We start from the raw sequence: 17,731 nt of genomic DNA, 5'->3' as shown, positions 1-17,731 counted from the left end.
GTGAGAGGATCGGGGGATGCTCCTCGACTCCGCCGCCGTCTCCGACGCCGATCCTGATGCGGTGTATCTGGCGTTCGCGGACTGGGTCGAGTCGACCGGTATCAGCCTCTACCCGGCGCAGGACGAGGCGATCATCGAGATCGTCTCCGGCAACAACCTGATCCTCAGCACCCCGACGGGAACGGGCAAATCGCTCGTCGCGATCGGTGCGCACTTCGCCGCCCTCGCCGCCGGACGCCGCAGCTACTACACCGCTCCGATCAAGGCGCTCGTGAGCGAGAAATTCTTCGCGCTCGTCGACGTCTTCGGCGCCGAGAACGTCGGTATGGTCACCGGCGATTCAGCGGTGAACCCCGACGCACCCATCATCTGCTGCACGGCCGAGATCCTCGCGAACGTCGCCCTCCGGCAGGGGCCCTCGACCGACGTCGGTCAGGTCGTGATGGATGAATTCCACTTCTACGCGGATCCCGATCGCGGGTGGGCGTGGCAGGTGCCGCTGCTCACGCTGCCGCAGGTGCAGTTCGTGCTGATGTCGGCGACGCTGGGCGACGTCACCGAGCTCGCCGCCGATCTCTCCCGGCGCACCGGGCGCCAGACAGCGACGGTCACCGGCGTGGAGCGCCCGGTGCCGCTGCACTTCTTCTACGAGACGACGCCGATCCACGAGACGATCGAGGATCTGCTGAACACCGGGCAGGCGCCGGTCTATGTCGTGCACTTCTCCCAGTCCGCGGCGATGGAGCGCGCCCAGGCGCTGTCGAGCACGAAAATCGCGACCAGGGAGCAGCGGGATGTGATCGCCGAGCTCATCGGCGGATTCCGCTTCACCACCGCGTTCGGCAAGACGCTGTCGCGGTTCCTGCGCGCCGGCATCGGTGTGCACCACGCCGGAATGCTGCCGAAGTACCGCCGCCTCGTCGAACAGCTCGCCCAGCGAGGGCTCCTCCGCGTCATCTGCGGCACCGACACCCTCGGGGTCGGCATCAATGTGCCGATCCGCACCGTGCTGCTGACGGCACTGACGAAGTTCGACGGCACGCGGATGCGTCAGCTGAACGCGCGCGAGTTCCATCAGATCGCCGGTCGTGCCGGTCGCGCGGGTTTCGACACCGCCGGCACCGTCGTCGCACAGGCGCCGGAACACGAGACCGAGAACATGGCGGCGATCCGCAAGGCAGGCGACGACCCCAAGAAGAAGCGCAAGATCATCCGCAAGAAGGCCCCGGACGGGTTCGTCTCCTGGGGCGAGCCGTCCTTCCGCAAGCTCATCGACGCGGTGCCCGAGACGCTCACCTCGCACATGCAGATCACGAGCGCGATGATCCTCAACGTCGTCGGACGTGGTGGTGACGTGTTCGCCAATATGCGCGCGCTGGTATACGACAACCACGAGCCGCGTGTCCGCCAGCGCGAACTCGCCATCCGCGCCATCGGCATCTACCGCACGCTGCGCGAATCCGGTGTGGTCGAGCGCACGCCCGACGGCGAGATCCGGCTGACGGTCGACCTCGCGCCGAACTTCGCGCTGAACCAGCCGCTGTCCCCCTTCGCCCTCGCCGCGTTCGAGCTGCTCGACCCGGAGTCCCCCGGCTTCGCGCTCGACATCATCTCGATCGTGGAGGCGACCCTCGACGATCCGCGGGCTGTGCTCAGCCAGCAGGAGTTCCTCGCCCGGGGTGAGGCGATCGGAGCGATGAAGGCCGAGGGCATCGAGTACGACGAGCGGATGGAACTGCTCGAAGAGGTGACCTACCCGAAGCCGCTCGACGAGTTGCTGACCGCCGCCTTCGAGACGTTCAGCGCCGCGCAACCCTGGATCCGTGACTTCGAGCTGCACCCGAAGTCGGTGGTCCGCGACATGTACGAACGCGCCATGTCGTTCGGGGAATATGTCGCCTACTACAAGATCGCCCGCTCCGAGGGCGTGGTCCTGCGCTACCTCTCCGACGCATACCGCGCCGCGTCGCAGACCATTCCCGAAGAGCTCAAGACCGACGATCTGCGCGACCTCATCGAATGGCTCGGCGAGCTCGTCCGCCAGGTCGACTCGAGCCTGCTGGACGAGTGGGAGGAGCTCGTGAACGGCAGGCTGCAGAGCCCGGACGACGAACCGATCGTCCCGCCCGCGCCCAAGCGCCTCACCAGCAATGCCCGGGCCTTCCGGGTGCTGGTGCGCAACGAGCTGTTCCGCAGGGTGCAGCTGGCCTCACGGGAGAACGTCGACGCACTGGCCGAGATCGACCCCTCATTCGGGGCCGATGCCTGGTCGGATGCACTGGATGCGTACTACGCCGAGCACGACGAGATCCGCACCGGGCCCGATGCGCGCAGCTCGCAGCTCCTCATCCTCGACGAGACGGGCCCGGTATGGACTGCCCGGCAGATCCTCGACGACCCGGCCGGCGACCACGACTGGGGAATCACGGCGACGGTCGACCTCGCCGCATCCGATGAGGCGGGCGCCGCCGTCGTCACCGTCACCGCTGTCGACCGGCTCTGACCCGGAGAGCGCGTCAGCGCACGGCCGCGGCCGTGTCCGCACCCACAGCGGATGCCGCCATCGCGGCCTGCACCAGCCGCGAGACGAGCTCGGGGTATGCCACCCCGGCCGCCTGGAGCATGCGCGGCACCTGCGAGGCCGCGGTCATCCCCGGCATCGTGTTGACCTCGTTCAGCACCGGACCGGCGTCGGTGAGGAAGAAGTCCATCCTCGCCACGCCCGCGCATCCGAGCGCCTCGAACATCGTGACAGCCGCCGCCGTCAACGCACGACGGTCCCCGTCGCTCAACTCAGCGGGGACGACGAATCGCGCAGAGCCGTCGTACTTGGTCGCGGTGTCGAACAGTCCGTCGGTCTGGATCTCGAGTGCGGGCGGCGCCCACACCGAGCCGTCGGCCTCGCGCAGCACCGCGACGTCGATCTCCCGTCCGTGCATCACGCGCTCGACGAGGATCCGGTCGTCGTACTCCGCTGCGGCGCGCAGTGCCGGCACGAACTGCTCGGCGTCCTGCACGAGGGTGACGCCGAAGCTGGATCCGGCAGAGACCGGTTTGACCACGACATCCTCATCGAACTCCGCATCCTCGATGTCCCTGGCGGTGAGCACGATGCCAGGGGCCGTGCGAAGACCCGCCGCCTCGGCCACCAGCTTCGTCGCCCACTTGTCCATCGCGATCGCACCGGCGGCGAGTCCGGAACCCACGACCGGTGTGTGCGCGAGCGCGCAGAGGGCCGCCAGCGTGCCGTCTTCGCCCAGCGCGCCGTGCAGCGCCGGGAAGACGGCATCCGCTCGCCCGATGAGCTCGACCGCCGCCGCCAGCGATCCGGATGCCCCGTTCCCGAGCGCGACGCCGTCCCGCATCCAGGTGCCGTCCGCGGCGATCGTGACCGCCGTGACCGCGAAGCCTCGGCCGCGGAGCGCGGTCGCGACGGCTGCCGCCGATGCGAGCGACACCTCGTGCTCCGGGCTCTGCCCGCCGCCGATGACCAGGATGTCGTCGTTCATGTGATGCTCCTCTTCACTCGCGGCCCGATGCCGGTGACGATCGTGTGCGGGATGGTGTCGGACCACGCGGCCCATTCGTGGATGCTCGGGACGGCTCCGCCCTCGGGGCCGAACACGGTCGCCACGGTGCCGCGCGGGTAGGCGACGTCGCCGGTGTCGATCACGATCTGGTCCATCGACACCCGCCCCACGATCGGATGCCGGCGCCCGTCGACGTGCACTGCGGCGCGGCGGGAGAGCGCCCTCGGGATGCCGTCGGCATAACCCAGTCCCACCACGCTCAGGTGGGTCGGCCGGGCGCTGACATGACTCCACCCGTAGCCGACTGCCGTGCCCTGCCCCACCGATGCCGTGTGCACGATCGGTGCGGTCAGCCGGGACGCGCCCGCCAGCGCAACGCTGCCGGACGGATCGATTCCGACGAGCCCTGCGCCGATCCTGACCATGTCGAAGTGGGTTGCGGGATCCGTGAGAGCCCCCGACGTCGCCGCCAGGTGTTTCGTCAGCCGTCCGAGGCCTGCCGAATGCGACGACCGCACAGCCGCCTCCATCCGCGCGACCGCCGGCCGGTTCAGCCCCGGTTCGGCACGGTCGGCGAGCGGCAGGTGCCCCATGAGGCCCACGACCTCGATCCTGCCGAGGCCGTGACCGGCACGTGCCACGCGGAAGAGTTCCTCCCAGTCCGTGCTCGGACAGCCTCCTCTAGCCATCCCGGTGTCGACGCTGAGGTGCACACGGATGCCGGGTTCGCCGAGGGATCCGGCATCCGCGATCAGCTGACGCAGTTCGTCGACGGAGCCGACGGCGACGTCGATACGGTCGGCCGCTGCCCGTTCCGCGTCGATGCCGGACGGATGCAGCCACGCGACGATCGGCACGGTGAGGCCCGCTGTACGCAGTGCGGATCCCTCGGTGGCATCGGTGACCCCGAGTTGCTCAGCGCCCGCGGCGACGGCGGCGAGTGCGACAGGCACCGCGCCGTGGCCGTAGCCGTCGGCCTTGACCACGGCCATGATCCGCGCTCGTGTCCACGCTCGCACGGCAGCGACGTTCGCCGCGACTGACGACGGGATCGTGTGCAGGGTCGGGCCCTGGAGCGCCGTGCCGAGAATCGGACCCGTCTTCTGCGCGATGGTCATGGGTGCATCCGCGGGTCGTCACCGGCGTCGTCGAACATCTGCGGGCAGCCGTCGTCGATCGCCTCCGGGCGCAGTTCGTAGTGCCAGGCTTCGTTCGCGTACGTCTGGCAGAGCCCGTATTCGGCACCGTTGCGGGCGAGCCAGTCGAGCGCGTCGACCGGTGCGAGGTCGACGGCGTCGCCGGTCACATGCGCCGAGGCCTCCGGTGGGGCCACCCACCGCGATGCCTCCTCGATCGAGCCGTAGTCGGCGATCGCATCCGTCAGCAGCTTCTGCTGGAGGGCTGCGGATCGCCATCCGCTGTTCACACGGAACTCCACGCCGTCGTCGGCGGCATCCGTCGCCGCCTCCCGCAGCGCAGAGAGGAGGGCGGGGTCGAGCTTGCTGATCGCCGGGAGGGTGTCATCGAAGACAGTCGGCTTGCTGTCGTCGCGGATCACCCCGTCGGCTTCGCTGGGCGCGAGGGTGGAACCGTCCGGCTCCCCGACGTCCGGAGGTGTCGCATCCCCCGGTGCGACAGACGTCGGGGAGCTGTCCGCGGCCGTCGCCGAGGATGCCGCCAGCACGGCCTGCTGCGCGGCGATCACTCCCCCCGTGGCGAGGCCGAGCGCGACGCCGGCGGCGATGATGCGGCGCCGGAGGAGCTGCCCGGCGGGCACAGACGTGGTGTTCATGTCGATCAGTCAACGCACCGGCCGGTTGCGACGCCGTATGCGGTTTTCGATATGTTCGCGATATGCCCGGGTGCGTAGGATCTGAGCAATGAGAGCCGACACATGCGTGTGCTGATCGTCGAGGACGAGCTGTATCTCGCCGAAGCCATCCGCGACGGGCTCCGGCTCGAGGCGATCGCCGCCGACATCGCCGGCGACGGCGATACGGCGCTCGAGCAGCTCGGCATCAATTCCTACGACGTCGCGGTTCTCGATCGCGACATCCCCGGGCCGTCGGGCGACGAGGTCGCCCGTTCGATCGTCACGTCCGGCAGCGGCATCCCGATCCTGATGCTCACCGCCGCCGACCGCCTCGACGACAAGGCCTCGGGATTCGAACTCGGAGCCGACGACTACCTCACCAAGCCCTTCGAGATGCGCGAACTCGTCCTCCGGCTGCGTGCGCTCGACCGTCGCCGGGTGCGCGCCCGGCCGCCGGTGCACGAGATCGCGGGGCTGCGGCTGGACCCGTTCCGGCGCGAGGTGTTCCGCGACGACCGCTACGTGGCGCTCACGCGCAAGCAGTTCGCCGTGCTGGAAGTGCTGATGGATGCCGCGGGCGGCGTCGTGAGCGCCGAGGAGCTGCTCGAGCGGGCATGGGATGAGAACGCCGACCCGTTCACGAACGCGGTGCGGATCACGGTGTCATCGCTGCGCAAGCGGCTCGGCGAGCCGTGGCTCATCCTCACCGTGCCCGGTGCCGGGTACCGGATCGACACCGGGGCGGATGCCGGTGCATAGGCGTCGAGGGATGAGCGCGCGGCTGAAGCTCACCCTCAGCTACGCCGCAATCGTCGTGGTGTCGGGGGCGCTGCTGCTCGCCACCGTCGGGCTGTTCCTCTTGCGATACGTGCCGGACACCGTCGACTTCTTCCCCAATCGCTCCGACCTGCTGCGCGCATTCGTGCCGGTGGCGACGGTGGTGATGATCGTGCTGCTCGGGCTGGGGTTCGCCGGCGGATGGATCCTCGCCGGGCGGATGCTGGCACCGCTCGACCGGATCGGGCGCGTCGCGCAGCTGACGGCGCAGGGGTCACTGTCGCACCGGGTGGCGCTCGAAGGGCCCCGAGACGAGTTCCGCGACCTCGCCGACGTGTTCGATGCCATGCTCGAGCAGCTCGAGGCGCACGTCGAGGAACAGCGACGGTTCGCGGCGAACGCGTCTCATGAACTGCGCACCCCGCTGGCGATCTCGCAGGCCCTGCTCGAGGTCGCTCGTAATGATCCCGACCGGGATGTCGATGAGCTCATCGACCGTCTGCTCGAGGTCAACACGCGGGCGATCGAACTCACCGAGGCGCTGCTGCTGCTCAGCCGCGCCGATCGTCGCGTGTTCGCTCGGGAGACCGTCGACCTCTCGCTCATCGCCGAGGATGCGGTCGAGACACTGGCACCGCTGGCCGACCGGCGTCGGGTCGCTCTCGACGTCGGCGGCGACCCGGCGCGCACCCTGGGCTCTGCGGCGCTGTTGCAGCAGCTGGTGACGAACCTGGTGCACAACGCGATCGTGCACAATCTGCCCGAGGGAGGCACGGTGACGGTGCGCACCTATGCACGGGTCGAAGCGGTGGCCGTGGTGGTCGAGAACACCGGCGAGCAGCTGTCGCCGCATCGGGTGGCGATGCTCGCCGAGCCGTTCCAGCGCGGAGCCGAACGCAGTCGGGGTGCGGAACGCGGTCGTGCGGATGGGCACGGTCGAGCGGATGACCACGTCGGCGTCGGTCTCGGGCTCGCCATCGCTCAACGCATCGCCCAGGCTCACGACGGCTCACTGCACCTGTCACCGGGAGCGAACGGCGGGCTGAACGTGACGGTGTGGCTGCCGCATCCGTACCCGGCGCCGCTGCCGCGCGGGTGAGGTCGCCGTCTGCGTGAGACATCAGTTTCCGCGTGAGACATCAGGTTCCGCGTGAGACATCAGTTTTCGGGTGAGACATCACGCCGCGCATGGTGTCTCACGTCGAGAGTGGTGTCTCACGCCAAAAAGAGCGTCTCACGCGGCGAGGTGTGTCTCATGCGGCCTGTCCCGCACCCTTCGTGAAGCGCTGGGCCATCTCAATCAGTGCCCGCCGGACGTCTTCGCCGTCGAGCAGCTCGAACTCGATGCCGCACATGCCGATGTACAGCGCGAACTCCTCGGGTGAGTTCGCCCCCGCGGCGCAGCCTGCGGCGTGGGGCGTGCAGAAGCAGGACTCCGAAGTGCCGTCGGCGGTCATCGCCTTCGCCCATGACGTGGGATTGCGGTTCGCTGAGGAGGCGAACACGATCGTGCGCTGGAGGGACGTCGAAGGGCGCGGAGGGCACTTCGCCGCGCTCGAGGAGCCCGAGATGCTCGTCGACGACATCCGCGAGTTCGTCAGGATGCTGCGCTGAGCGCTTCCGGCCGGGCCCCGGCGCTGCGGGGCCTCGGCGCTGTTGGGGCCCAGCGCTGCTGGCGCCCGGCGCTGCTGGACCCCGGCGCTGCTGCGAGAGACACCACGCATCTCGTGAGACATCACATCCTGCGTGAGAAACCACGCCTCACGTGGTGTCTCGTGCGTGATCTGGTGTCTGAGGCGTGAAATGGTGTCTGGTGCACGGGATGCCGTCTCACGCACGGAGTGGTGTCCCACCTCAACCTCTCGCGCGAGACAACACATTCTGCGTGAAAAATCACACCTCACGTGGTGTCTCACGCGCGACGTGGTGTCTCACGCGAGGTGGCGGGGCATGCAGGGCGCAGAAGAGGGGAAGCGCCCCGCTCACCAGGGGCTGGGCTCGTAGTCCTTCAAGAACACACCCTGGATGTCTTCGCCGGCCTCGCCGCGCACGATCGGGTCGTACACGCGGGCGGCACCGTCGACGAGATCGAGCGGCGCGTGGAAGCCCTCCTCGGCGAGGCGGACCTTGGTGTAGTGCGGGCGCTCGTCGGTGATCCAGCCGGTGTCGACGGCGGTCATCAGGATGCCGTCGGTCTCGAGCATCTCGCCGGCGCTGGTGCGGGTGAGCATGTTGAGCGCAGCCTTCGCCATGTTCGTGTGCGGATGCCCCGGCCCCTTGTAGCGGCGGGAGAACTGCCCCTCCATCGCCGAGACGTTGACCACGTACTTCCGTCGCGCAGACGACGCCGCCATCGACGGACGCAGTCGGCTGATCAGCAGGAAGGGCGCCGTGGTGTTGCACAGTTGCACTTCGAGCATCTCGAGCGGGTCGACCTGGTCGATCGACTGCACCCAGCTGTTGACGCGGTTGACATCGGGAACGAGCCCTCCGGCGTCGATCGCGGTGCCGTCGGCGTGCTTCTGAAGCGACGACGATCCCGGCGCCATCGCGAGCCGGGCGAGGTCGTCGGCCGTCAGGGCTTGCCCACCCTGCTCGGCGACCGTGCCGCCGAGGGCAGCGACCGACAGCAGCGGATGCGCGTCAACAGACGCCTGCAGCGCCTGCGGGTGCGGATCGGCGGTGTGCCCGAACGTCTCCATCTCGGGCAGCGGTCCGTCGGGGAGCGGCTGGAGCTCGGCATCCGCCAGCAGTGAGTACGCACCGGGCGAGCGGCGAACCGTCTGTGCTGCGTTGTTGATGAGGATGTCGAGGGGCCCCTGCGCTGCGACCGAATCGGCGAGACCGATCACCTGTGCGGGGTCGCGCAGATCGATGCCCACGACGCGGAGGCGATGCAGCCAGTCCGCGGAATCCGGCAGGGCCGAGAATCGCCGAACGGCATCGCGCGGAAAACGCGTCGTGATCGTCGTGTGGGCACCGTCGCGGAGCAGCCGCAGGGCGATGTGCATGCCGATCTTGGCGCGTCCGCCGGTGAGGAGTGCCCTCCTGCCGGTGAGATCGGTGCGCGCGTTGCGCTTGCCGTGGCTGAAGCGCGCGCAGTCGGGGCAGAGCTGGTGATAGAAGGCGTCGACCAGTGTGTACGGCTGCTTGCAGATGTAGCAGTTGCGGGGCTTGAGCAGCTCGCCGGCGATGGGAGCATCGACGCTCGTGGCGAGCTCGATCCCGCGAGTCTCATCGTCGATCCGGTCGGGTGCTCCGGTCGCGGTGCGGGCGACGACTGCCCGGTCGGCTTCGGCGACGGCATCCCTGATCTGCTTGCGGCGCACCCGCTTGACGGCCTTGAACATGGCGGCGGTGGCGCGGCGCACGGTGACGAAGTCGGGATGCTCCTCGTCGAGCTGATCCATCTGCTTCAACACCCGAAGCGTCGTCGCGAGGTCATCGGGGTCGATGCCGGCACCGAGGTCGGAGGAGGCTGCGGTGTCGGTCATTGTGCCGATTTTACGCGAGCGTCCTGGGCCTTCGGTCCGGGTGGCGTCCGCACGCCTGGTTGCGACGATCCGAGTAGGACGGACGATTCGAGGCGTAATTTCCGGAGATCACACCTCGGATCGTCCTCTTTACCTCGAATTGTTGGCAGGGCCCCTCCAAGGAAGACAGCGATCGAGGACAGAAAGTGTCCAGGTTGACCGGGAGAGTGAGGGACAAACGAGGAAAGGAATCCACATGACAATCCTGGTCACCGGTGCCACGGGCACAGTGGGACGCCATGTCGTCCGGCAACTTCTCGACCGAGGCGAGAGCGTTCGCGCGCTCAGCCGCGACCCCCAGAGGGCGAATCTCCCCCACCAGGTCGAGGTCATCCGCGGCGACCTCGCGGACGCGGAGTCCTTCGGTCGAGCGGTCGACGGGTGCGAGGCCGTGCACCTCATCACGTTCACCGGCGAGTTCGGCGAACCTCTGACGAACGGGCCGGAACTCATCGCCGCCGCAGAAAAGGCGGGCGTGCGTCGTGCGAGCGTGCTCGGCGGGTGGGACCAGAGCACGCTCGAGCCTGCGCTCGAGTCGGCGCACCTCCCGTGGGCACTGCTCGCTCCGGTGGAGTTCATGGCGAACGCGCGAGAATGGGCACCCGAGATCGTCTCGGATCGGCGCGTGCGCACCCTGGCGGATTGGCCCAGCGCCATGGTGCACGAAGCGGACATCGCGGCGGTGGCGGTGCAGGTGCTGCTCGACGCAAGCGGTGACCTCACCGGCGGGCAGACCTATCAACTGACCGGACCGGAAGCGCTGACTCCCGCCGAACGCGCCGCACGGATCGGCGCGGCGTTGGGTGAAGAGGTGACCTGGTTGCAGCTCACCGAAGACGAAGAACGCGAGCGGTTGCGATCGTTCGGCTATGACGAGGACTATGTCGAGTTCGGGATCGAGCTCGCGAAGAATCCTCCCGTTATCGGCCAGGTCGTGCAGGACACCGTACCGCGGCTGACCGGGCGGCCGGGGCGCACCTTCGCGCAGTGGGCGCAGGAAAACGTCGAGCTGTTCCGATCCTGACCCGTCGTCCGCAGGTTCCCCTCGGGCCTGCGGACGACGGCCTGTGTCAAGCCGGATGCGGGTGTCGGCTCCCCGGCGTATGGTCGCAGCATGAGCAGCACAGCATTCGGAGAACGTCACGGGGTCATCCCCTCCTACCTGCTCGCGCGGCTGGCCGAGTCCGGCCGCTTTCCTCGGGCCGCTGCGGCCGCGCGCCAGACGCTGACCGCCGGCCGGCCTCCGTTCCGGGCCCGGATCGACCTCTCGATCGACGAGTCCGGCGCGCTGGTCGCATCGCTGTCCGACGCCCCGAACCGCACCGTCAGCGACGCCGGCAACACGCAGGAGCTGCCTGGGATTGTCGTGCGCGGCGAAGACGATCCGCCATCCGACGACGCCGCCGTCAACGAGGCCTTCGATGGCCTCGGAGCCACGTTCGAGCTGCTGCTCGGGGCGTTCGGCCGCAACTCTCTCGACGATGCGGGTGCCCCGCTCGACGCCACCGTCCACTACGGCGTCGATTACGACAACGCCTTCTGGGACGGCCAGCGCATGGTGTTCGGCGACGGCGACGGTGAGGTGTTCGAAGGCTTCACCGGCTCGGTCACCGTCATCGGCCACGAACTCGCGCACGGTGTCATCCAGCACACGGCGAACCTCGAGTATCACGGCCAGCCCGGCGCTCTCAACGAATCGATCGCCGACGTCATCGGCGCCCTCACCGAACAGCACCTCAGGGGCCAGACGGCGGATGCCGCGAGCTGGCTGATCGGTGCCGAGATCTTCACGGAGGCCGTGCAGGGCAGGGCGCTGCGCTCGATGATCGAGCCGGGCACGGCCTACGACGACGACGAACTGGGCAAGGACCCGCAGCCGGCGCACATGCGCGACTTCGTCAAGACCACGGAAGACAACGGCGGGGTGCACATCAATTCCGGCATCCCGAACCGCGCCTTCGCCCTGTTCGCGACAGACCTCGGCGGCAACGCCTGGGAGCGGGCGGGCACGGTCTGGTACCGGGCGCTCACCGGCGGGCTGTCGAGCACGGCGACGTTCACCGAGTTCGCCGACGCGACCACCGCCGCTGCCGCCGAGATCGACCAGGCCACTGCGGATGCCGCTCGACGCGCGTGGGCAGCCGTGGGAGTCTATGAGGATGAGCGAGTCCCCCCGATCGACTGACCCCCGGGTCGTCATCGCGGTGGTGCGCACGGGCGGCATCGCCGGCATCCGTCGTCGTTGGCAGGTGGAACCCGACCCCGACGACACCTCGGAGTGGATCGCGCTCATCGAACGCTGCCCCTGGGACGACGAGAGCGGGGACGACTCCGGCGCCGACCGTTTCATGTGGACCATCCGCGCCCGCACGCCATCGCAGAAGCACGAGCGCGACCTGCCGGATTCCCAGCTCTCGGGGCCCTGGCGAGAACTCGTCGACGCGGTGCGCCGCGCGAAGAAGATGTCAGACAACGCTTGAAAGGAAGCCCATGCTCACCGCCGATGAAGCCGCCCGGCTGCTGCAGCACGCGAACGATGCCCGCACGCGCGGTGATGTCATCCTGCACCTCCAGGTGGAGGTCAGCCGGCTCACGGGCGAGCGATCCGCGTGGGGATCCGCCGAGAACGCCCTGGCGAGCAATGAGAGCATCGGCTATTTCCTCGGCCAAGTGGAGGCCGTCGGCTGGCGACTCGAGCAGACCGGATACACCTTCGTCGAGGCCGGCGCGACCACCTCGGCACGGATGCTGAGCACGGGCACCGGCGTGGTGAACCACGGCACCGTCAACGGCTACTTCACCTTCCGGCGCACCTGAGTCCGGCTCGGCCCGACCCCACCGTGATGCCAGGACCGGACACCGCGGGTCCGACGCGGGTATCGACGTGCCCGCACACTTGCAGGGACAAGGAACGGATGCACGACCGAACCACGGCGATTCCCCCTGCATCCGTGTATTCGTCGTGCATCCGTACCGGAAGCGACGCCACTCCGACGCCCTTGCCGACTGGTCCGCCGGCCGACTGTGCGCCCCACACCGCCCCCGGCGGTGGACATCTCGGTTAATGATCAGTAATCTAAATCGCATCCGACGATGGAGGGTCACCGTGCCGAACTCGCCCGCACCCACGGCGACACCGACGTATCGCGACCTCGTCGCCGAACTGCGCGAGCGCACGGCCCAGGCGCGACTGGGGGGACCGGCGAAGTCCCGCGAGAAGCACGTCGCACGCGGCAAGCTGCTCGCACGCGACCGGGTGGACCAGTTGCTCGATGTCGGGAGCCCCTTCCTCGAGGTCGGCCCTCTCGCGGGCTACGAGCTGTATGACGACGACTGCCCCGCCGGTGGCGTCGTCGCCGGCATCGGCCTCATCCACGGCCGGCACGTCATGGTCGTCGCGAACGATGCGACGGTCAAGGGCGGCACGTACTATCCGATCACGGTCAAGAAGCACCTGCGCGCACAGGAGATCGCGGCCGAGAACCGGCTGCCGTGCGTGTATCTCGTCGACTCCGGCGGTGCTTTCCTGCCGATGCAGGACGAGGTGTTCCCCGACCGCGACCACTTCGGGCGCATCTTCTACAACCAGGCGCGCATGTCTCGCGACGGCATCCCGCAGATCGCGGCCGTGCTCGGCTCGAGCACCGCCGGAGGTGCCTATGTGCCGGCGATGAGCGACGAGACCGTCATCGTGCGCGGGCAGGGAACGATCTTCCTCGGCGGGCCGCCGCTGGTGAAGGCGGCCACCGGCGAAGTCGTCACCGCTGAAGACCTCGGCGGCGGCGAGGTGCACACCCGGGTCTCCGGTGTCGCCGATCACCTCGCCGACGACGACGCTCACGCCCTCCAGATCGTCCGCGACATCGTAGAGACCCTGCCGCCGTCGCCGCCCTACGTCGTCGACCCGGAAGATGCGGTCGAAGAGCCGGCATCCGTCGATCTGCTCGACGTGGTGCCCGTCGAGCTCACCGTCCCGTACGACGCTCGCGAGATCGTCCGCGCACTCGTCGACGGCGGCGCCTTCACAGAATTCAAGCGCGAGTACGGCACGACGCTCGTCACCGCGTTCGCGCGGATCCACGGTCACCGCGTCGGCATCGTGGCCAACAACGGCGTGCTGTTCGGCGAATCCGCGATGAAGGGCGCTCACTTCATCGAACTGTGCGACCAGCGTCGGATCCCCCTGATCTTCCTGCAGAACATCACCGGCTTCATGGTCGGGCGGGAGTACGAGGCAGGTGGGATCGCCAAGCACGGAGCGAAGATGGTCAACGCCGTCGCGTGCGCGACGGTTCCGAAGCTGACGGTGGTGGTCGGCGGCTCGTTCGGCGCCGGCACCTACTCGATGTGCGGCCGGGCGTACTCGCCGCGCTTCCTGTGGCTGTGGCCGGGCGCGCGTGTCTCGGTGATGGGCGGGCCGCAGGCGGCATCCGTACTCTCCACCGTGCGACGCGACCAGATCGAGGCGGCCGGCGGCACTTGGTCGGCCGATGAGGAGGCCGAGTTCCAGGCTCCGATCCGCGCCGCGTACGAGGAACAGGGAAGCCCGTATTACTCGACGGCGCGGCTCTGGGACGACGGGATCATCGAACCCGGCCAGACCAGAGACGTCCTCGGACTCGCGCTCGACGTGATCATGCGGGTGCCCTTCGATGAGCCGCGCTACGGCGTTTTCAGGATGTGAGCGAGATGCACACCACCGAGCCGGTCGCGCTCTTCGACACCGTCCTCATCGCCAACCGTGGCGAGATCGCCTGCCGCATCATCGCGACGCTGCGCCGCCTGGGCATCCGCTCCGTCGCCGTGTACAGCGATGCGGATGCCGGTGCCCGCCATGTCGCGCTGGCCGATGTCGCGATCCGCATCGGCCCCGCCCCCGCGGCCCAGAGCTACCTGAGCATCGAGGCGGTCATCGGCGCTGCACAGGCGACCGGCGCCCAGGCGATCCATCCCGGGTACGGATTCCTCGCCGAGAACGCGGAGTTCGCCCAGGCGTGCGCCGCCGCCGGCATCGTCTTCATCGGCCCGAGCGCTGACGCGATCAGGACGATGGGCGACAAGATCACCGCCAAGCAGACGGTCGAGCAGCGCTCGGTGCCCACGGTGCCCGGCATCGCCAGGGTCGGACTGAGCGACGCGGACCTCATCGATGCGGCCGAGAGCGTCGGATACCCGCTGCTCATCAAGCCGTCGGCGGGCGGTGGCGGCAAGGGCATGCACGTCGTGGAGCGCGCCGATGAGCTTGAGAGCGCGATCGCGGCCGCCCGCCGCGAGGCGCTGGCAAGTTTCGGCGACGACGCGCTGTTCCTGGAGCGCTACCTGACCACTCCCCGGCACATCGAGGTGCAGGTGCTGGCCGACCGGCACGGCAACGTCATCCACCTCGGCGAACGCGAGTGCTCGCTGCAGCGCCGCCATCAGAAGGTCATCGAAGAGGCGCCGTCTCCGCTGCTCGACGAGGCCACCAGGGCCGCGATCGGCGAGGCGGCCTGCCAGACCGCCCGGAGTGTCGACTACGAAGGGGCAGGCACGGTCGAGTTCATCGTCGAGGCGACGCGGCCGGATGAGTTCTTCTTCATGGAGATGAACACCCGGCTGCAGGTCGAGCACCCCGTCACCGAGCAGATCACCGGCATCGACCTCGTCGAGCAGCAGCTTCGCATCGCCGCCGGCGAGCGCCTCTCGCTGACGCAGTCCGATGTGGTGCTGCGAGGACACAGCATCGAGGCGCGGGTCTACGCCGAGGATCCCGCGGCGGGATTCCTGCCGACCGGCGGCCACGTCGACCTGGTGTCGCACCCGTCAGGACCCGGCATCCGCGTCGACACGGCGATCGATTCGGGACTCGACGTGTCGATCGACTACGACCCGATGCTCGCCAAGGTCGTCGCGTGGGGTGAGGATCGCGAGCAGGCCAGGCGACGCCTGGTGCGAGCGCTCGACGAGACGGCCGTCTTCGGCTTTCCCGTGAACGTCGAGTTCATGCGGCTGCTGCTCGAACTCCCCGAGGTCGCCGCGGGCGACCTCGACACCGGGCTGATCGCACGCCGACTCGACGACATGGCCTTCGCCGAGGTCGATGACCGCGTCTTCGCCGAGGCGGCGCTGCTGCTGGACTCGTCCGCCCGTGAGGGCACCGGCGCGGGTCCGTGGCATCGAGGGAACGGCTGGCGCCTCGGTGCCGCGGCTCCCCGGCGCTACGTGCTGCATGTCGGGTCGCAGAGGCGCGTCGTGCTCGTCGCCGGGTCCGGATCCGAGCTCTCCGTGCAGGTCACCACGCCGAACGCCTCGGGTGCCGCTGCCGTCCCGGACGCCGATCGCGTCGCGGCATCCGTCCGCCCGCTCGACGGCGACCGCTACGCGATCCAGGTCGGTGTCGACACGCGCTCCGTCACGGCCCTGCCCGGCCGCGACCGGGTGGCGATCGCTCACGGCGGCGCGGTGTTCGAGGTGGTCGTCGAGCGACGCGCCCACGGCGCCGGCGACGACGCGGCCACCGAGCCGCAGCTGGAGTCCCCGATGCCCGGAACCGTCGTGCTCGTTCCCGTCGACGACGGTGCGCACGTCGAGGTGGGAGATGCGGTGATCGTCGTGGAGGCGATGAAGATGGAGCACGTGCTGCGCGCGGCTGTCGCAGGCACCGTCGCGCTGCGCGCAGGGCGAGGCGATACCGTGTCGCGAGGGCAGACGCTGGCGGTGATCACTCCGACGGCGGATGCTGCAGAAGTGGCGGATGCCGCAGGAACGGCGGATGCTGCGACGAACGAGGAGACCAGGGGGACGACACCATGAGCGACCGCCGCATCGAGCAGCGAGGGCTCTACTTCGAGGAGTTCGAGGAGGGCGCGACCTACCTGCACCGGCCGGGGCGCACGGTGACCGAAGCCGACAACGTGCTGTTCACGACCCTCACCATGAACACCCAGGCGCTGCACCTCGACGCGGCCTGGAGCGAGGGCACCGAATTCGGAGAACGTCTCGTGAACAGCATGTTCACGCTGTCGACCCTTGTCGGGCTGTCGGTCTCTCAGCTGACGATGGGCACGATCGTCGCCAACCTCGGATTCGACGAGGTCGCGTTCCCGGCGCCGGTGCGCGTCGGTGACACGCTCTACGCCGAGACCGTGATCGCGTCGAAGCGTCGCTCGTCGTCGCGGCCGACCCAGGGCATCGTTACGTTCCAGCACACGATGCGCAATCAGGATGGGACGGTCGTCGCCACAGCCACCAGGTCGACGCTCATGCAGTGCCTTCCCGAGGGCGAGGCGCGGTGATGGGGCCCGCGCTGCTGTTCTGCCCGGCCGACCGCGGCGACCGCTACGAGAAGGCGCTGGCGGCGGCCGATACCGTGATCATCGATCTCGAAGACGCCGTCGCGCCGCACGACAAACCGGCAGCGCGACAGCAGCTGGCGGCATCCGCTCTCGATCCTTCTCGCGTGATCGTTCGGGCGAATCCGGCATCCGGTACCGAGCACGCGCTCGATGTCGAGGCCCTCGCCCACACCGAGTACCGCACCGTGATGCTCGCGAAGACCGAGTCCGCCGCCGACGTCGACACGTTGTACGAGCGCGGATGCCGCGTGCTGGCGCTCTGCGAGACCGCACTCGGAGTCGAACGTGCCGGCGAGATCGCCGCCCACCCCGCCGTGATCGGGCTGATGTGGGGCGCGGAGGATCTGATCGCGAGCATGGGCGGACGCTCGAGCAGGTACGACGACGGCCGCTACCGCGACGTCGCCCGATACGCTCGCTCGCGCGTGCTCGTTGCGGCGAAGGCCGCGGGCAAACTCGCGATCGATGCGGTTCACGTCGACATCGCCGACGTCGACGGACTGCGGGAAGAGGTGGCGGATGCCGCCGCGAGCGGCTTCGATGCCACGGCCTGCATCCACCCCTCCCAAGCAGCCGTCATCCGTGAGGGCTACGCGGCGACGCCCGGTGAGATCGCCTGGGCCGAGCGCGTCCTCACCGAGGCCGATCGGCAGCCGGGCGTCTTCCGCTTCGAGGGAAAGATGGTCGACGAGCCCGTGCTGCGCCAGGCCCGCGCCATCCTCGGCCGGTGACGGGCCGCCGCGT

The 17,731-nt window shown here is 69.0% G+C and carries 16 protein-coding genes; 12 read left to right on the top strand and 4 right to left on the bottom strand.

Translation table 11 applies throughout. The annotated features are described in order from the left end of the window. Positions 1 to 16 precede the first annotated feature (16 nt). Entirely contained in the window at positions 17 to 2,503 is a 2,487-nt protein-coding gene (locus RIN18_RS07685; RefSeq protein WP_309103372.1) for a DUF3516 domain-containing protein, read from the top strand. Positions 2,504 to 2,516: 13 nt separating this feature from the next. Here the strand turns inward: RIN18_RS07685 and RIN18_RS07680 are convergent, their stop codons facing one another. Genes RIN18_RS07680 through RIN18_RS07670 form a run of 3 tightly spaced genes read right to left on the bottom strand, consistent with a single transcriptional unit; the run spans position 2,517 to position 5,322 of the window. Beyond that, positions 2,517 to 3,509 carry a D-alanine--D-alanine ligase gene (locus RIN18_RS07680; RefSeq protein ID WP_309103371.1) on the bottom strand — a complete coding sequence of 331 codons (993 nt, stop codon included), beginning with the start codon at positions 3,507 to 3,509 and terminating at the stop codon, positions 2,517 to 2,519. Then, the gene (gene alr / locus RIN18_RS07675) at positions 3,506 to 4,648 is read right to left on the bottom strand and encodes an alanine racemase (protein ID WP_309103370.1); all 1,143 of its coding nucleotides are present in this window, start codon (positions 4,646 to 4,648) and stop codon (positions 3,506 to 3,508) included. The genes RIN18_RS07680 and alr overlap by 4 nt, the downstream gene beginning before the upstream one ends. After that, the gene (locus tag RIN18_RS07670) at positions 4,645 to 5,322 is read right to left on the bottom strand and encodes a M15 family metallopeptidase (protein ID WP_309103369.1); all 678 of its coding nucleotides are present in this window, start codon (positions 5,320 to 5,322) and stop codon (positions 4,645 to 4,647) included. Before RIN18_RS07670 ends, alr begins: the two co-directional genes overlap by 4 nt. Before the next feature lie 102 nt (positions 5,323 to 5,424). Here RIN18_RS07670 and RIN18_RS07665 point away from each other — a divergent pair, with 102 nt between their 5' ends. The 3 genes from RIN18_RS07665 (at position 5,425) to RIN18_RS07655 (ending at position 7,734) form a co-directional block, all read left to right on the top strand. Beyond that, positions 5,425 to 6,102 (top strand): response regulator transcription factor, encoded by a 678-nt coding sequence (locus RIN18_RS07665; RefSeq protein ID WP_309103368.1) that lies wholly within the window; start codon positions 5,425 to 5,427, stop codon positions 6,100 to 6,102. A 10-nt stretch (positions 6,103 to 6,112) separates the two neighbouring features. After that, positions 6,113 to 7,219, top strand: coding sequence for a HAMP domain-containing sensor histidine kinase (locus RIN18_RS07660; RefSeq protein WP_309103367.1), 1,107 nt, complete (start codon positions 6,113 to 6,115; stop codon positions 7,217 to 7,219). A 254-nt stretch (positions 7,220 to 7,473) separates the two neighbouring features. Next, on the top strand, positions 7,474 to 7,734 hold the full coding sequence (locus RIN18_RS07655) for a hypothetical protein (protein WP_309103366.1): 261 nt from the start codon (positions 7,474 to 7,476) through the stop codon (positions 7,732 to 7,734). A 368-nt stretch (positions 7,735 to 8,102) separates the two neighbouring features. Here RIN18_RS07655 and RIN18_RS07650 read toward each other — a convergent pair whose 3' ends face one another. Then, positions 8,103 to 9,614, bottom strand: a complete 1,512-nt coding sequence (locus tag RIN18_RS07650) for an SDR family NAD(P)-dependent oxidoreductase (protein WP_309103365.1) — start codon at positions 9,612 to 9,614, stop codon at positions 8,103 to 8,105. A gap of 235 nt (positions 9,615 to 9,849) precedes the next feature. Here RIN18_RS07650 and RIN18_RS07645 point away from each other — a divergent pair, with 235 nt between their 5' ends. The 8 genes from RIN18_RS07645 (at position 9,850) to RIN18_RS07610 (ending at position 17,718) form a co-directional block, all read left to right on the top strand. Continuing rightward, positions 9,850 to 10,677: an NAD(P)H-binding protein gene (locus RIN18_RS07645; RefSeq protein WP_309103364.1), complete on the top strand. Its 828-nt coding sequence runs from the start codon at positions 9,850 to 9,852 to the stop codon at positions 10,675 to 10,677. Between the two features lie 90 nt (positions 10,678 to 10,767). Continuing rightward, on the top strand, positions 10,768 to 11,838 hold the full coding sequence (locus RIN18_RS07640; RefSeq protein ID WP_309103363.1) for a M4 family metallopeptidase: 1,071 nt from the start codon (positions 10,768 to 10,770) through the stop codon (positions 11,836 to 11,838). Next, positions 11,813 to 12,133, top strand: a complete 321-nt coding sequence (locus RIN18_RS07635; protein ID WP_309103362.1) for a protealysin inhibitor emfourin — start codon at positions 11,813 to 11,815, stop codon at positions 12,131 to 12,133. The genes RIN18_RS07640 and RIN18_RS07635 overlap by 26 nt, the downstream gene beginning before the upstream one ends. 10 nt (positions 12,134 to 12,143) lie before the next feature. Further along, a complete protein-coding gene (locus tag RIN18_RS07630) occupies positions 12,144 to 12,470 on the top strand; it encodes a hypothetical protein (protein ID WP_309103361.1) in 327 nt (108 codons plus the stop codon). Positions 12,471 to 12,759: 289 nt separating this feature from the next. Beyond that, complete coding sequence (locus tag RIN18_RS07625) at positions 12,760 to 14,337, top strand: carboxyl transferase domain-containing protein (RefSeq protein WP_309103360.1); 1,578 nt, start codon at positions 12,760 to 12,762, stop codon at positions 14,335 to 14,337. A gap of 5 nt (positions 14,338 to 14,342) precedes the next feature. After that, positions 14,343 to 16,445, top strand: a complete 2,103-nt coding sequence (locus RIN18_RS07620; RefSeq protein WP_309103359.1) for an acetyl-CoA carboxylase biotin carboxylase subunit — start codon at positions 14,343 to 14,345, stop codon at positions 16,443 to 16,445. Continuing rightward, on the top strand, positions 16,442 to 16,927 hold the full coding sequence (locus RIN18_RS07615) for a MaoC family dehydratase (RefSeq protein WP_309103358.1): 486 nt from the start codon (positions 16,442 to 16,444) through the stop codon (positions 16,925 to 16,927). Before RIN18_RS07620 ends, RIN18_RS07615 begins: the two co-directional genes overlap by 4 nt. Continuing rightward, complete coding sequence (locus RIN18_RS07610) at positions 16,927 to 17,718, top strand: CoA ester lyase (RefSeq protein WP_309103357.1); 792 nt, start codon at positions 16,927 to 16,929, stop codon at positions 17,716 to 17,718. The genes RIN18_RS07615 and RIN18_RS07610 overlap by 1 nt, the downstream gene beginning before the upstream one ends. The last annotated feature ends 13 nt before the right edge of the window (positions 17,719 to 17,731 follow it).

This window comes from Microbacterium sp. (assembly GCF_031179285.1).
Classification (GTDB): domain Bacteria; phylum Actinomycetota; class Actinomycetes; order Actinomycetales; family Microbacteriaceae; genus Microbacterium.
This window is presented reverse-complemented; position numbering and strand designations above follow the sequence as displayed.

Bases quoted from the DNA above. Each gene is read 5' to 3' on its own strand.
- RIN18_RS07685 (WP_309103372.1), top strand. From the start codon at position 17: ATGCTCCTCGACTCCGCCGCCGTCTCCGACGCCGATCCTGATGCGGTG.
- RIN18_RS07680 (WP_309103371.1), bottom strand. From the start codon at position 3,509: ATGAACGACGACATCCTGGTCATCGGCGGCGGGCAGAGCCCGGAGCAC.
- alr (WP_309103370.1), bottom strand. From the start codon at position 4,648: ATGACCATCGCGCAGAAGACGGGTCCGATTCTCGGCACGGCGCTCCAG.
- RIN18_RS07670 (WP_309103369.1), bottom strand. From the start codon at position 5,322: ATGAACACCACGTCTGTGCCCGCCGGGCAGCTCCTCCGGCGCCGCATC.
- RIN18_RS07665 (WP_309103368.1), top strand. From the start codon at position 5,425: ATGCGTGTGCTGATCGTCGAGGACGAGCTGTATCTCGCCGAAGCCATC.
- RIN18_RS07660 (WP_309103367.1), top strand. From the start codon at position 6,113: ATGAGCGCGCGGCTGAAGCTCACCCTCAGCTACGCCGCAATCGTCGTG.
- RIN18_RS07655 (WP_309103366.1), top strand. From the start codon at position 7,474: ATGCCGATGTACAGCGCGAACTCCTCGGGTGAGTTCGCCCCCGCGGCG.
- RIN18_RS07650 (WP_309103365.1), bottom strand. From the start codon at position 9,614: ATGACCGACACCGCAGCCTCCTCCGACCTCGGTGCCGGCATCGACCCC.
- RIN18_RS07645 (WP_309103364.1), top strand. From the start codon at position 9,850: ATGACAATCCTGGTCACCGGTGCCACGGGCACAGTGGGACGCCATGTC.
- RIN18_RS07640 (WP_309103363.1), top strand. From the start codon at position 10,768: ATGAGCAGCACAGCATTCGGAGAACGTCACGGGGTCATCCCCTCCTAC.
- RIN18_RS07635 (WP_309103362.1), top strand. From the start codon at position 11,813: ATGAGCGAGTCCCCCCGATCGACTGACCCCCGGGTCGTCATCGCGGTG.
- RIN18_RS07630 (WP_309103361.1), top strand. From the start codon at position 12,144: ATGCTCACCGCCGATGAAGCCGCCCGGCTGCTGCAGCACGCGAACGAT.
- RIN18_RS07620 (WP_309103359.1), top strand. From the start codon at position 14,343: ATGCACACCACCGAGCCGGTCGCGCTCTTCGACACCGTCCTCATCGCC.
- RIN18_RS07615 (WP_309103358.1), top strand. From the start codon at position 16,442: ATGAGCGACCGCCGCATCGAGCAGCGAGGGCTCTACTTCGAGGAGTTC.
- RIN18_RS07610 (WP_309103357.1), top strand. From the start codon at position 16,927: ATGGGGCCCGCGCTGCTGTTCTGCCCGGCCGACCGCGGCGACCGCTAC.